The sequence below is a fragment of the Erwinia tasmaniensis Et1/99 genome (assembly GCF_000026185.1).
In the GTDB taxonomy this organism is placed as follows: Bacteria; Pseudomonadota; Gammaproteobacteria; order Enterobacterales; family Enterobacteriaceae; genus Erwinia; species Erwinia tasmaniensis.
In genome coordinates, this window is sequence record NC_010694.1 from 1727533 (window position 1) to 1741193 (window position 13661).

General features: G+C 54.1%; 15 protein-coding genes. 10 read left to right on the forward strand and 5 right to left on the reverse strand.

Annotation, left to right across the window (positions count from 1 at the left end; genetic code table 11):
- Positions 1-74 precede the first annotated feature (74 nt).
- Positions 75-956 (forward strand): protease HtpX, encoded by an 882-nt coding sequence (gene htpX / locus ETA_RS08715; protein WP_012441257.1) that lies wholly within the window; start codon positions 75-77, stop codon positions 954-956.
- A 137-nt stretch (positions 957-1093) separates the two neighbouring features.
- Here the strand turns inward: htpX and ETA_RS08720 are convergent, their stop codons facing one another.
- On the reverse strand, positions 1094-1330 hold the full coding sequence (locus ETA_RS08720; protein ID WP_012441258.1) for a YobH family protein: 237 nt from the start codon (positions 1328-1330) through the stop codon (positions 1094-1096).
- A 229-nt stretch (positions 1331-1559) separates the two neighbouring features.
- On the opposite strand from ETA_RS08720, the gene ETA_RS08725 reads away from it, so the two are divergent.
- The 6 genes from ETA_RS08725 to ETA_RS08745 all read left to right on the forward strand — a co-directional run bounded on the left by ETA_RS08725 (position 1560) and on the right by ETA_RS08745 (position 6563).
- Positions 1560-1826 (forward strand): YebO family protein, encoded by a 267-nt coding sequence (locus tag ETA_RS08725; protein WP_012441259.1) that lies wholly within the window; start codon positions 1560-1562, stop codon positions 1824-1826.
- Between the two features lie 20 nt (positions 1827-1846).
- Positions 1847-2857, forward strand: coding sequence for an MBL fold metallo-hydrolase (locus ETA_RS08730; RefSeq protein WP_012441260.1), 1011 nt, complete (start codon positions 1847-1849; stop codon positions 2855-2857).
- Positions 2858-3365: 508 nt separating this feature from the next.
- Positions 3366-3440 (forward strand): DUF2627 domain-containing protein, encoded by a 75-nt coding sequence (locus ETA_RS20395; protein WP_407919831.1) that lies wholly within the window; start codon positions 3366-3368, stop codon positions 3438-3440.
- Positions 3441-3521: 81 nt separating this feature from the next.
- Positions 3522-3731: a transcription antiterminator/RNA stability regulator CspE gene (cspE, locus tag ETA_RS08735; protein ID WP_001062678.1), complete on the forward strand. Its 210-nt coding sequence runs from the start codon at positions 3522-3524 to the stop codon at positions 3729-3731.
- Positions 3732-3903: 172 nt separating this feature from the next.
- Positions 3904-4722: a 23S rRNA (guanine(745)-N(1))-methyltransferase gene (rlmA, locus tag ETA_RS08740; protein WP_012441262.1), complete on the forward strand. Its 819-nt coding sequence runs from the start codon at positions 3904-3906 to the stop codon at positions 4720-4722.
- Positions 4723-5009: 287 nt separating this feature from the next.
- The gene (locus tag ETA_RS08745; protein ID WP_012441263.1) at positions 5010-6563 is read left to right on the forward strand and encodes a TerC family protein; all 1554 of its coding nucleotides are present in this window, start codon (positions 5010-5012) and stop codon (positions 6561-6563) included.
- A 48-nt stretch (positions 6564-6611) separates the two neighbouring features.
- Here ETA_RS08745 and sdaA read toward each other — a convergent pair whose 3' ends face one another.
- From sdaA to pabB, 3 genes are all read right to left on the reverse strand, one after another.
- Positions 6612-7979 (reverse strand): L-serine ammonia-lyase, encoded by a 1368-nt coding sequence (gene sdaA, locus ETA_RS08750; RefSeq protein ID WP_012441264.1) that lies wholly within the window; start codon positions 7977-7979, stop codon positions 6612-6614.
- A 184-nt stretch (positions 7980-8163) separates the two neighbouring features.
- Complete coding sequence (locus ETA_RS08755; RefSeq protein ID WP_012441265.1) at positions 8164-8742, reverse strand: CoA pyrophosphatase; 579 nt, start codon at positions 8740-8742, stop codon at positions 8164-8166.
- Positions 8732-10099, reverse strand: coding sequence for an aminodeoxychorismate synthase component 1 (gene pabB, locus ETA_RS08760; RefSeq protein ID WP_012441266.1), 1368 nt, complete (start codon positions 10097-10099; stop codon positions 8732-8734). The genes ETA_RS08755 and pabB overlap by 11 nt, the downstream gene beginning before the upstream one ends.
- Positions 10100-10221: 122 nt before the next feature.
- Here pabB and ETA_RS08765 point away from each other — a divergent pair, with 122 nt between their 5' ends.
- Positions 10222-10449: a YoaH family protein gene (locus ETA_RS08765; RefSeq protein WP_012441267.1), complete on the forward strand. Its 228-nt coding sequence runs from the start codon at positions 10222-10224 to the stop codon at positions 10447-10449.
- Positions 10450-10487: 38 nt separating this feature from the next.
- Here ETA_RS08765 and ETA_RS08770 read toward each other — a convergent pair whose 3' ends face one another.
- A complete protein-coding gene (locus ETA_RS08770; protein WP_012441268.1) occupies positions 10488-10832 on the reverse strand; it encodes a RidA family protein in 345 nt (114 codons plus the stop codon).
- A gap of 132 nt (positions 10833-10964) precedes the next feature.
- On the opposite strand from ETA_RS08770, the gene ETA_RS08775 reads away from it, so the two are divergent.
- Positions 10965-12875 carry an ATP-dependent DNA helicase gene (locus tag ETA_RS08775; protein WP_012441269.1) on the forward strand — a complete coding sequence of 637 codons (1911 nt, stop codon included), beginning with the start codon at positions 10965-10967 and terminating at the stop codon, positions 12873-12875.
- Positions 12876-12934: 59 nt separating this feature from the next.
- Positions 12935-13636 (forward strand): tRNA (adenosine(37)-N6)-threonylcarbamoyltransferase complex dimerization subunit type 1 TsaB, encoded by a 702-nt coding sequence (tsaB, locus tag ETA_RS08780; protein WP_012441270.1) that lies wholly within the window; start codon positions 12935-12937, stop codon positions 13634-13636.
- Positions 13637-13661: the final 25 nt, after the last annotated feature.

Consider the following 13661-nt stretch of genomic DNA (forward strand, 5'->3'; position numbering starts at 1 on the left):
GTGCTTGAAAAGCGGCGGATTGACCTTACGATGGTAGAACGCCAACAGCGAATAACTGAGGAAGATTAAATTTTATGATGCGTATTGCTCTTTTCCTGTTAACCAACCTGGGTGTTATGGTGGTTTTCGGGCTGATCCTCAGCCTGACAGGGATCCAGTCAAGCAGTGTTATGGGCCTGATGATTATGGCGGGTCTGTTTGGCTTCGGCGGTGCGTTTGTTTCACTGCTGATGTCGAAGTGGATGGCGCTCCGCTCCGTCGGCGGTGAGGTGATTGAACAACCGCGCAACGAAACCGAACGCTGGCTGCTGGACACCATAGCAAAACAGTCACAGCAGGCGGGCATCGCCATGCCGCAGGTGGCTATCTATCACGCGCCGGATATCAATGCGTTCGCCACCGGCGCACGGCGTGACGCCTCTCTGGTAGCCGTATCGACCGGGCTGCTGCAAAATATGAGCCGTGATGAAGCGGAGGCGGTGCTGGCACACGAAGTCAGCCATATCGCTAATGGCGATATGGTCACGATGACCTTGATTCAGGGTATTGTGAACACCTTTGTGATCTTCATCTCCCGCATTCTGGCCCAGTTAGCCGCAGGCTTTATGTCGGGTGACCGGGAAGAGGAAGGGAACAGCAACGGTAACCCGATGGTTTATTTCGTGGTTTCCATGGTGCTTGAGCTGGTGTTTGGTATCGTTGCCAGCACGATCACCATGTGGTTTTCGCGTCACCGCGAATTCCATGCGGATGCCGGTGCTGCTCGTCTTGCCGGGTCTGAAAAGATGATTGCCGCCCTGCAACGCCTGAAAACCAGCTACGAACCCCAGGAGGCCAGTAGCATGATGGCCCTGTGCATCAACGGTAAATCGAAATCGATCAGTGAGCTGTTTATGTCACACCCACCGTTGGATAAACGTATTGAGGCGCTGCGCAGCGGTCAATACGCCAGGTAATGCCGTTTAAATAAAGTAAAAACCCGCCGACGGCGGGTTTTTTTTCGGGGCTTAAGCCCGCAGGCTATGCTGTTGAAGCGGTCAAAGGCGTAACGCCGTTTATCAGACGGGGCGTCAGCGTGTCGACCACCGCTTGATTAATTATCTACCACTTCACTGCTTTTTCGTAATACCGGGCAGTCAGTTACGCCGATAACTCCGCTGTCGGTATGCAGATACTGCGCAATGACGATCCCACGCGCCGTCAGGTACTTACACTGCAGGCCGACCCCGGCGATATTTTTATTACTTCCCGTTAATACTCCGTAACCGGTCAAGAGCATGGCAAGCCAGATAATGACCAGTAATGCGACAAGGCGTAGTAAAAATTTCATTCTTTTCTCCTTAAAGTCTCGGCAGGCATCTTCGGCTCTGCGTTCAGCATGGCAGAATGCTGTTAACCAGCGGTTTAATCGATAAGAGTATGCTGAATTACCTCACAAAGTTCTCTGCCGATCAACCGACTGGTGCTGCAACCCCACTGTTAATTAACGTTTGAACAGGTAAAATCATATTCACGGCGTTGCCAGTATCAGGCAATGCAAATTTAGTTTCGAGGCAGAAATGAACGAATTGATAAACGGCGCGATGAGCGTTGTGTCGACTGGGGTTATTGTCGTGACGCTGGTGATGAGCTTGATAGCGTGGTTTTTTGTCAACAGAATAAACGTCAGATCCAGTCAGCAGATCCAGCTACTGGAATCGCTGTTGGTTGAGCAAAAACGTCAGAATCAGCTGCTGCAGCGGCTAACAGATCGCTTAACCGGCGAAGAACGGCCTGCTGACGAGGCAGTGAGCCAGGACTATACCCGTCTGATACCTGAACGTTAATCTATCGATAAGGAGCTTTTATGGCCTGGAAAAACCCCTGGTACGATCCTTCGCTGAGTCATCACACGCCGGAGGGGTTTCGTAATCTGGAGCCGACCGCTCAACAGAAGGGTGATTTGCAACGTTGGCGGCGCGAACGTAAGGCTCAGGGTAACCCACGGCCCCCGGCGCAGGGCTATGAACATTTTATCCAGCGGTGGTGGCAGGCTGCCGACCTTAGCGGTGATAAGGACTGTGTCTGGTGGCTGGGACACGCCTGCCTGCTGCTGCGTAATGCCGGACGTTATACGCTTATCGATCCCGCACTCTCTTCGCGCGCTTCGCCGTTAAGTTTCTATGGACCGCGACGAAAAACCCCCCCTGCGTTAGTGATAGAAGACCTGCCATCGCTTGATGTCGTGCTGATTTCGCACAATCATTACGATCACCTTGACCGCCGCACCATCAAAAAAATAGTGGCGCGTTTTCCAAAAGTGACCTTTGTCGTCCCGCTCGGGCTGAAAAAGTGGTTTCGGCGACACGGCGTGCAGCGGGTCGTGCAGCTGGACTGGTGGCAGCAAACCCATACCGACGGACTCTCCATTTATGCCGTGCCTGCACGTCACTGGAGCATGAGAACGCTTTGGGATCGCAACCGCTCTCTATGGTGTGGCTGGGTGATTAAAGTCGGAAAGCTTAACCTGTGGTTTAGTGGTGATAGCGGCTATTCGGATAATCTGCTGGAAATTGCGCGCCGCCTCGGCCCCTTTAATCTGGCGGCGCTGCCGGTCGGTGCATATGCACCAAAATGGTTCATGCATGGTCAACATATGGACCCGGATCAGGCGGTCTCTTTACACCATGCGCTAGGCCAACCGGTGACAATGGCAATACACTGGGGGGTATTTGAGTTAGCGGATGAACCTTTAGACGAGCCTCCGGGGGCACTGGAAGGGGCGATGCAGGCGGCAGGATTGGATGCGGGCCTTTTTAAAACGTGGAAAATCGGTGGAAAAATGCTGCTGGAGAATATCATCGATGAAGATTCCTAAACTCGCTATATTATAACCCGCTGGTAATAATAAATAATCTGCTTTATTTCAGTACCAGGTTGATAATATAAACTTTAATTAAATGCCGCCAGTCAACGCTTTTAAATGGGGCATCTGGTGAGCCAGGCTCCTGATTTTGGTGCGAAGGGTATACACGACTGCATCAGCGATGTTTTTTTGTACAGAAAATGGGCTGAATTATTTACTAATGGGATAATCCCAATGACTTCTATTGAATTAGCTTTGCCATTTTATGAAATATTGTCGGACAAAAATAATAGCGTCAAGAATGACCGTCGCTGTAGCTAATGCCGTTTAACGCCTATGGGGCGGCAGTCAAGCCATTTGTCGGAGAGGGCGATATGCCCTGTGCGGTGGGGCAAACTCGGCGATTTAGTAAACATCGTTTCAAATGTGTGCGACAAATCTTTACCCCATTAAAAATGACTTGCCATTAATTTGCGAATATGTGATAAACATTCGGGTAAAACGAGGTACAGTTCTGTTTATGTATGGCATCTTCAGTAAAGAAGTTCCGAGTAAAGACGTTGACGTTGAATACCGCTTCCTTGCCGAGCCTTAATTAATGCCTCATGCAGTAATGTCTCTGGTTTTTCTGAATATTAAGCCCACGGGCGAATAAACTCTCTAAGGAATTTGCAAAATGGCAAAGATTAAAGGTCAGGTTAAGTGGTTCAACGAGTCTAAAGGTTTTGGTTTCATCACTCCTGCTGACGGCAGCAAAGACGTGTTCGTACACTTCTCTGCAATCCAGGGTAATGGCTTCAAAACTCTGGCTGAAGGCCAGAACGTTGAGTTCGAAATTCAGGACGGCCAGAAAGGTCCAGCGGCTGTGAACGTCACCGCTATCTGATTTCGATCTGAGCTTGATATTACCGCGTTGCGTGTAATCCAGGCCACTATCTGAATATTTAAGCCCTGTCAGAAATGACGGGGCTTTTTTATTGTATTCACAGAGCCGGTCAGTGGGATTTTGCCATCGCTTTACAGTACACTGCCACGTCTTATGATTATGGAGTGTTGTTATGTCGTACCAGTGTCCTCTTTGCCAGCATCCGCTGACCCTCGATCGGCATACCTGGCGCTGTGAGAATCAGCACCAGTTTGACCAGGCTAAAGAGGGGTATGTCAATCTGCTGCCGGTACAGCATAAGCGTTCAAAGCAGCCGGGAGACAGTGCGGATATGATGCAGGCCCGGCGTAATTTCCTCGACGCAGGACATTATCAGCCGCTGCAGCAGCGGGTGGGTGACTGGTTAATTCAGCTTTTTCCGGATGCTCCGGTCAACCTGCTGGATATTGGCTGTGGGGAAGGGTACTACACTCATCATGTTGCCAGTCGCCTTCAGGCGCGGGGTGTGGCACAGGTTTATGGGTTGGACGTGGCAAAAATAGCGGTTCGCGCGGGTGCCCGGCGTTATCGTAACGTTGATTTCTGCGTGGCCTCCAGCCATCGCCTGCCGTTTAGCCATCATCAGTTTGATGCCATATTACGCATTTATGCGCCGTGTAAGGCAGCAGAGCTGGCGCGGGTCGTAAAGCCACAGGGCTATGTGCTGACCGTTTCGCCCGGCCCCCGGCATCTGTTGCAGTTTAAAGCACTGATTTATCAGGATGTCCAGCTGCATGACAACACCCCTGAAGACATGCCGGGCTTCACCCTTGTTGAACAGCAGCAGCTATGTTATGCCATGACGCTGAACAGCGAAGAGTCGGCAGCCCTATTGCAGATGACCCCGTTCGCCTGGCGTGCCCGACCTGAAGTGTGGGGTATTTTGGCTACCAGCGAACGGTTTGACTGTGAAACGGACTTTACCCTGCGTTTGTGGCAGAAAAACGACTAGTTCCTGTTCGAAACGGACTGCGCAATAGTCGAATGTTGCGCAGTGTAAGAAATTATTTTGACCTGCATGTGGCAACTGATAGAGTAGGGATCCTTTTTCATACAGGAGTAACGGGCCTCAACCCTCTCTATGGACTGTCACCGAAGTCGCTTAACCATGCAACCGGGCTACCCGGGATCTCTATCAACGTCCCCTGACGTGACTCTTAACACTACCCTTTGCCACATTCGTTGCAGGTTCAACCGAACGCTTGCTGCGCTTTCCCGTTCCTTTTTCCGGAGTCTTTCATGGAATTTCTCTTAGACCCCTCAATCTGGGTCGGTCTGCTGACACTGATCGTTCTTGAGATCGTACTGGGTATCGATAACCTGGTATTTATTGCCATACTGGCTGACAAGCTTCCGCCCAAGCAGCGTGATAAAGCACGCCTGATCGGATTGTCGCTGGCCATGGTGATGCGTTTAGGACTGTTGTCACTGATATCGTGGATAGTCACTCTGACGCGACCGCTGTTCAGCATTGGCGCTTTCAGCTTCTCAGGGCGTGACCTCATCCTGCTGCTGGGGGGGCTGTTTCTGTTGTTCAAGGCCACGATGGAGCTTCACGAGCGGTTGGAAAACCGCGATATGCATGGTGTAAGTAATAAAGGCTACGCCAGTTTCTGGTCGGTAGTGGTACAAATCGTTATTCTTGATGCCGTGTTTTCACTCGATGCCGTGATCACCGCGATAGGTATGGTGAACAACCTGCCCGTGATGATGACGGCGGTCGTGATAGCGATGGGCGTGATGTTGCTGGCTTCAAAACCGCTGACCAATTTTGTTAACGCCCATCCAACGGTGGTCGTACTGTGTCTTAGCTTCCTGCTGATGATTGGTCTTAGCCTGGTCGCAGAGGGCTTTGGTTTCCATATTCCGAAAGGCTACCTGTATGCGGCAATCGGCTTCTCAATCTTAATTGAGTTGTTTAACCAGATAGCGCGGCGTAATTTTGTGCGTCATCAGGAGCGTCGGCCAATGCGTGAGCGTACCGCCGAAGCGATCCAGCGCTTAATGGGCGGTCGTCGTCAGAACGAAAGCAATAATAGCGAAAGCAACGAAGTCGTCGCCGCTATGCCACAAGAAGCGTTCAAAGACGAAGAGCGCTACATGATTAACGGTGTACTCACCCTGGCTGCGCGTTCGGTGCGCAGCATCATGACGCCGCGTGGTGAGATCTCCTGGGTTGATGCTACCCTTCCGGTTGATGAAATTCGTATTCAACTGCTGGACACGCCGCACAGCCTGTTCCCGGTCTGCAAAGGCGAGCTGGATGAGATTGTGGGTGTAGTACGTGCTAAGGAGCTGCTGGTCGCGTTGGATCACGGGGTTGAGGTTGCCACATTCGCCGCCGCTACGCCGGCGATCATCGTGCCGGAGACCCTCGACCCGCTGAATCTTTTAGGGGTGCTGCGCCGTGCTAAGGGCAGTTTTGTCGTGGTGACCAGTGAGTTTGGCGTGGTACAAGGCCTGATCACGCCGCTGGATGTGCTGGAAGCCATTGCCGGGGAGTTCCCGGACGAAGACGAAACGCCGGATATTATTGTCGATGGTGATGGTTGGTTGGTGAAAGGCGGCACGGACCTACACTCATTACAGCATTTGCTCGATAATCAGGATCTTGTCAAGCCGGAAGACGATCACGCCTCATTGGCGGGGCTGTTGATTGAACAAAAAGGTCAATTGCCAAAGCCTGGGGATGTGATCGAGATAGCGCCGTTGCGCTTCCAGATTGTTGAAGCTACCGACTACCGTGTGGACCTTGTGCGAGTCACCAGGCAGCACGATGAGGAAGAGCATTAATTGACTCTTAAAAAAACCGGGGAAATCCCCGGTTTTTTTTATCATTCGTTAATCACACTGTACTTTTATTGCCAGCCCACCACGGGATGTCTCGCGGTATTTGGCATTCATGTCCTTACCGGTTTCGTACATGGTTTCGATTACCTTATCCAGCGACACACGGGCTTCGCTGGTGCGGCGCATCGCCATACGCGCAGAGTTGATCGCCTTGACCGAGGCAATGGCATTACGCTCAATGCAGGGAACCTGCACCTGACCCGCTACCGGGTCACAGGTTAGCCCAAGATTGTGCTCCATGCCGATTTCAGCCGCTACGCACACCTGTTCAGGACTGGCTCCCAGCAGCTCCGCCAATCCGGCTGCGGCCATCGAGCAGGCAACGCCGACCTCTCCCTGACAGCCTACTTCAGCGCCAGAGATAGAAGCATTCATTTTATACAGAATGCCGATAGCCCCTGCCGCCATAAAATAGCGGGTGAAAATATCCGGGCTGACGGATTCAATAAAGTGATCGTAGTAGGCTAATACCGCCGGAACAATGCCACAGGCACCGTTGGTCGGGGCCGTCACCACGCGTCCACCGGCGGCATTTTCTTCATTGACCGCCAGCGCAAACATATTGACCCAATCGATGACGTTCATCGGGTCGCTGGAAAGTTTGTCGGAAGAGACCAGCAGACGGCGCAGGGCGGAGGCACGACGCGGCACGCGCAGCGGGCCGGGCAGGACGCCTTCGGTATTTAAGCCGCGATCGATACAGTCGCGCATGGTTTGCCACACATCGGCAAAATAGCGTTCAATGTCTGCACGGCTCTGGTGGATAGCAAGTTCGTTTTTCATCACCATGCCGGACAATGACAGTCCGGTCATGTGGCAATGCGCCAGCATCTCTTTCGCGGAGTGGAAAGGATAGGGCACGGACACCTCATCCAGTGCCGTCTGGCCAAAATGCTCCTCATCGACGATAAAGCCCCCACCGACCGAATAATACGTCTTGCTGTAGATTTTCAAATCGCCAGCAAAAGCATGGATGCTCATGCCGTTTTCATGCAGGGAGAGGTTGTCGCTGCGAAACACCATGCCGCCTTCACGCGGAAAATCGACTTCGTGAGCGCCATCGGCCAGCAGCAGACGTTGACGCTGTTCAACATCGCGAATAAATCCGGGTATGGCGTCAATATCAACGCTCTGCGGCAAAGCGCCAGACAGGCCCATAATAATGGCGATATCGGTGTGATGACCTTTACCCGTCAGAGACAGCGAGCCGTAAACATCAACCGCAATACGCGTCACCGAGGAGAGCTGGTGATTGTTCACCAGATCGTCGACGAACTGTTTGCCGGCTTTCATTGGGCCTACCGTATGTGAACTCGACGGGCCTATGCCGATCTTAAACATGTCGAAAACGCTAATCACGCTAAATGCTCCTTAAAGGATTTAATTGTTCTGGTGAAGGGGATAGTTAACGCTCACCAACTCTGCGAGGAATATAAATGAAATCCAGATATATTGCAGTGATTAGGATCGATAGAAAGCCATATTTTGGTGAAAAATAATGTAAAGAACGTTCAGCTCAGCATATGGCGGCGATCTGGCTGTCTTATCGGGGGATTGATGTTTGCAGACTGAGCTGACGGATGATATTGGCAGTCATGCCCCAGATAAAGTAGTCGTCAAACCAGGATAGCCACACGCGGTGAAGGTGACCGGCACGCTGGATATCCAGCGGCGAATAGCGACTCAGACGCAGCGCCTCCTCTAGCGGCATTTCAAATACCGACTCAACTTCTGCTGGATTTGCCTGCCAGCGAATTCCGGCAGGCAAAATGCCGACGACCGGAGTGACCTGAAAACCGGTACTGCTGGTTACCGGGGGCAGAATGCCGATCACATTCACCGCATCGGGGGGAATAGCCACTTCCTCCTGCGCCTCCCGCAGAGCGGTCGCGATGGGAAAAATATCGTTATCGTCTTTCACGCCACCGGGGAAGGCCACCTGACCAGCATGCTTGCGTAGCGTGCCGGCGCGGCGCGTCAACAGCAGGGTCGGCGTGGGGCGTGCAACAATAGGAACCAGCACCGCCGCCTGACGTTGGGGTAAACCTCCGCCATTCCCGGAGGGCGGTTGCAGCAGAAAGCGCGACAGGAACCGCTCCAGCGCAGGCTGACTAGGGCTCATTTTGATGTGATTCCAGGGAAGGCAGTATGCGGTTCACCTTATCAAACGTTTCCTGATATTCTGCCGCCTCATCGCTGTCGGCGACGATCCCGCCTCCGGCCGCACAATACAGGGTACCACGCTCGGCGATCAGCGTGCGGATAGTAATGCTGGTGTCCATACGCCCGCAGACGCTGAGATAGCCGATACTGCCACACCATGCGTTGCGGCGCTGCGGCTCCAGAGCTTCGATAATTTCCATCGATCTGACTTTAGGTGCGCCGGTAATCGAGCCGCCGGGGAAGCAGGCGCGCAGAAGATCGCAGGCGGATAGCCCGGGTTTCAGCGTGGCGGTGATGGTGCTCACCAGGTGATGCACGGCCGGGAATGGCTCGACCACGAAAAGCTGCGGCACCGCCACGCTACCCGGCGTGGCAACGCGACCAATATCATTACGCAACAGGTCAACTATCATCAGATTTTCACTGCGGTCTTTGGGCGACCGCGCCAGCTTCTCACCCTGTAGACGATCGGCAGCGGGATCGGCGAGGCGCGGCAGGGTTCCTTTGATCGGTCTGGTTTCAATCTGTTGCTGTTCAAGCTTGATGAAGCGTTCGGGGGACAGACTGATAATGACGCTGTCAGGCAGACGCAGAAAGGCGCTGAAAGGCGCGCGATTAGTCTCGCACAGCCTGCAAAACGCCTGCCACTCATCTCCGAGGTAGCTGGCAGCAAACCGCTGTGCCAGATTCACCTGATAACAGTCGCCAGACAGCAGCCACTGCTGAACCTGACGGAATTTCTCGCCATACTCTGCGCGTGACATATTCGCCTGCCAGCGGCTGGTAAGCCTGAAGGGTTCAGACGGTGTCGGACTGTGTTCCTCCAGCCATTTCAGCCTGCTGCTAACATTGCCGTGCACGACCAGGGTCAACGTTTGCCGATGGTGGTCGGCGACAAGCGCCCAGTCGTAGATGCCGACGGCCATATCCGGCGTGGTGAGCTGTTGCTCGGCGAGCTGGGGCAATTTCTCAAAGCGACGGCCGAGATCGTATCCGAACAGGCCGAGTGCGCCGCCCTGAAAGGGCAGATCGTCGTGATGCTGTGCCTGTAAACCACAGTCGTCAAGCTGCTGCTGGAGTAGCCGCAGAGGATCGGCGCTGCTGGACATCAATTGTCCCTGTGACGCAATTTCAGTTTGCTCTCCGCGCGTTATTAACGTTACAAGCGGCTCGGCCACCAGCATATCGAAACGGTTGTCGCTGTGATCGGCAAATCCGGAATGCAGCAACATAGCCCAGGGTAAATGGGAGAGAGCAGCGAACTGATGCTGAACGGCCTCGGGCGTGTAGGGGAGAGAATGATAAACAGGTGACATGGTTTTCAGCAGTCGCGATCGTTACGGTTACGGGGAGTTAAGCGTGACATATTTTTATCCCGCTGGCATCTCTTTGTCACCCGTGAAATAATCTTCGCCGCTAAAACACCGAGGAGTGACTTATGTTCACAGGATTACCCGCGCTGTCATATGAACAGCAGCAACAGGCGGTAGAGCGCATACAGCAGCTGATGGCCGAGGGAATGAGCAGCGGTCAGGCGATCGGCATGGTGGCGGCAGAGATCCGTGAGAACCATACCGGCGGTCATGTTGCCGTGATGTTCGACGAAGACGAAGAAGACTACATGGGCGACAACAATCACGACGAAGAAGAGCCGGAAGAAGAATAAATCGCCAAACCCCTGCCGGATAAGGCAGGGGGAACAGACTATTTAGCCGCAATAATTTTAATTTCCACCCGATACTTTTCATTCATCAGATTTGCCTGCACGGTGCAGCGTACCGGCGCATGACCCGGCGACACCCACGCATCCCATGCACGATTCATTGCGGCAAAATCCTCTTTGTGAACCAGAAACAGGGTCGCATCCAAAATCTTGCTTTTATCGGAGCCAATGCGGGTGAGCAGCCTGTCGATGGTGGCAAGTGCATTTGCCGTCTGCGCCTCTGCGTCGTCATCCAGATTATCCGGCACGCTGGTGTAATATATCGTGCCGTTATGGATAACGGCTTCAGACATGCGGTGTTCAGGATCGATACGTTCAATGGTCATACTGGTTCCTTTTTATCTCGACTAAAAACCGCATCAGACTGGCACAGATTGGTGTGACCTGTCACCTGAAGGGTGGAGTGTGCAGGCAGATACTGACATAATCACGGTCGTTTCTACCGCCCGTGAGGATATGTGACAGACGATTTTGCAGCAGATGGCGCCCTGGCGCAGGCGATACCCGGCTTCAGGCCGCGAGAACCTCAGCGCGAAATGGCCGCTGCGGTGGCACGAGCCATCGACAGCAAGACTGAGCTGGTGGTTGAAGCAGGCACCGGCACCGGTAAAACCTACGCCTATCTCGCCCCCGCTTTACGCTCCGGTAAGAAGGTGATTGTTTCCACCGGTTCCAAAGCGTTGCAGGACCAGCTCTACAGCCGCGATCTGCCAACGGTGGCAAAAGCCCTGAAGTTCAAGGGCAACTTGGCGCTGCTGAAAGGGCGTTCCAACTATCTCTGCCTTGAGCGTCTGGAGCAGCAATCCATGGCGGGAGGCGAGCTGGCGGTGCAGGCGATGAGCGATCTGGTTCATCTGCACGGCTGGTCAAATGAAACCGTCGACGGGGATATCAGCACCTGCGGCGGCGTGGCCGAAGACAGCGTGATCTGGCCGCTGGTCACCAGCACCAATGATAATTGCCTCGGCAGCGACTGCCCGCAATATAAGGACTGCTTTGTGGTCAAGGCGCGCCGCAAGGCGATGGATGCCGACGTGGTGGTGGTCAATCATCATCTTTTTCTTGCCGACATGGTGGTAAAAGAAGGAGGATTTGCCGAGCTTATCCCGGACGCGGATGTGATGATTTTCGACGAAGCCCACCAGGTGCCGGATATCGCCAGCCAGTATTTTGGCCAGCAGTTATCCAGCCGTCAGCTACTCGATTTGGCGAAAGATATTACTATCGCCTACCGCACGGAAATACGCGATGTCCAGCAGCTGCAGAAAGCTGCCGATCGTTTGGCGCAAAGCGCCCAGGACTTCCGCCTGTCATTAGGCGATCCCGGCTTTCGCGGAAATCTTCGTGAACTGTTAAACGATGCGAAAATCCAGCGGGCGCTGCTGCTACTCGATGACGCGCTGGAGCTGTGCTACGACGTGGCAAAACTCTCACTTGGCCGCTCCGCGCTGCTTGATGCGGCGTTTGAACGCGCCGCGCTCTATCGTGGGCGGCTAAAGCGGCTGAAGGACGTCAGCCAGCCAGGCTTCAGCTATTGGTATGAATGCAACTCGCGCCATTTTGTGCTGGCGCTCACGCCTCTGTCGGTATCCGACCGCTTTCGTGAAGTCATGGATGAGCGTCCGGCCACCTGGATTTTCACCTCGGCAACGCTGGCGGTCAATGAACAGATGACTCACTTTGTCGAGCGTCTTGGCGTTGGGCAGGCAGAAACGCTGATCCTCTCCAGCCCGTTCGATTTTTCCAGCCAGGCGTTGCTGTGTGTGCCGCGTTATCTGCCGTCCCCTAATCAGCCGGGCGGCGCACGCCAGCTGGCGCGCATGTTACGTCCGCTGATTGAAGCCAACAACGGCCGCTGTTTTTTCCTCTGCACATCGCACCAGGTGATGCGAGATTTGGCGGCGGAATTCCGTGCCACCCTGACCCTGCCGGTACTGTTACAGGGAGAAACCAGCAAAGGTCAGCTGCTTAAGCAGTTTGTGACGGCAGGCAATGCCTTGCTGGTCGCCACCAGCAGCTTTTGGGAGGGGGTTGACGTGCGTGGTGATGCGCTGTCACTGGTCATTATCGATAAGCTGCCGTTCACTTCCCCCGAAGACCCGCTGCTGAAGGCTCGTATGGAGGATTGCAGAGTGCGGGGCGGCGATCCTTTCGCGGATGTTCAACTGCCGGACGCGGTGATCACCCTGAAGCAGGGAGTCGGTCGTCTAATCCGCGACGTGAACGACCGGGGGGTATTGGTGATTTGCGACAATCGCCTGGTGATGCGCCCTTACGGCGAGGTGTTTGTTAACAGTCTGCCACCGACACCGCGAACCCGCGATTTGCAAAAAGCCGTGGCATTTCTCGCAGCTGGCGCGCAGCAGTAATGAATAAGCCGGCAATATGATATGCTACGCCCCCGAATTTTCTTACCCCTGAGGTGGCAATGTCCACGCGACTATTAGCGATTGATACGGCGACTGAAGCCTGTTCGGTTGCACTACTGAATAATGAGCGTCAGTTGGCCCATTTTGAACTTTGTGCGCGTGAGCATACGCAGCGAATTCTTCCGCTGGTACAGCAGCTGTTGCAGGAGGGCGGGGTGGCGCTGAAAGAACTGGATGCGCTGGCCTTTGGCCGTGGACCCGGCAGCTTTACCGGCGTGCGCATTGGTATCGGTATCGCTCAAGGCCTGGCGCTGGGAGCGGGCCTGCCGTTAATCGGTATTTCCACGTTGAAAACGATGGCGCAGGGCGCCTGGCGGCTAAATGGGGCCAGCCGGGTGCTGGCAGCCATTGATGCGCGCATGGGCGAAGTCTACTGGGCTGAATATCAGCGTGACGAAAATGGCTACTGGCACGGGGAGCGGAGTGAAGCCGTACTGAAACCAGAAGCCGCGTTGCAGCGTATGGCGGCGCTGAGTGGGCAGTGGGCCTGCGTGGGAACGGGCTGGAAAGCCTGGCCGCAGCTGGCAGAGTTTGGCCCGCTCGATCTGGTGATGACGGAGGTTGAGCTTCCGCGCGCTGAAGATATGCTTCCGCTGGCGCAGCAGGCGCTGGCAGAGGGATCAACGGTCGCGCCTGAACATGCCGAACCCACTTACTTACGTAATGAAGTCGCATGGAAAAAATTACCGGGACGTGAGTAAGCGTCAGCAACTATTTAACAAGGAC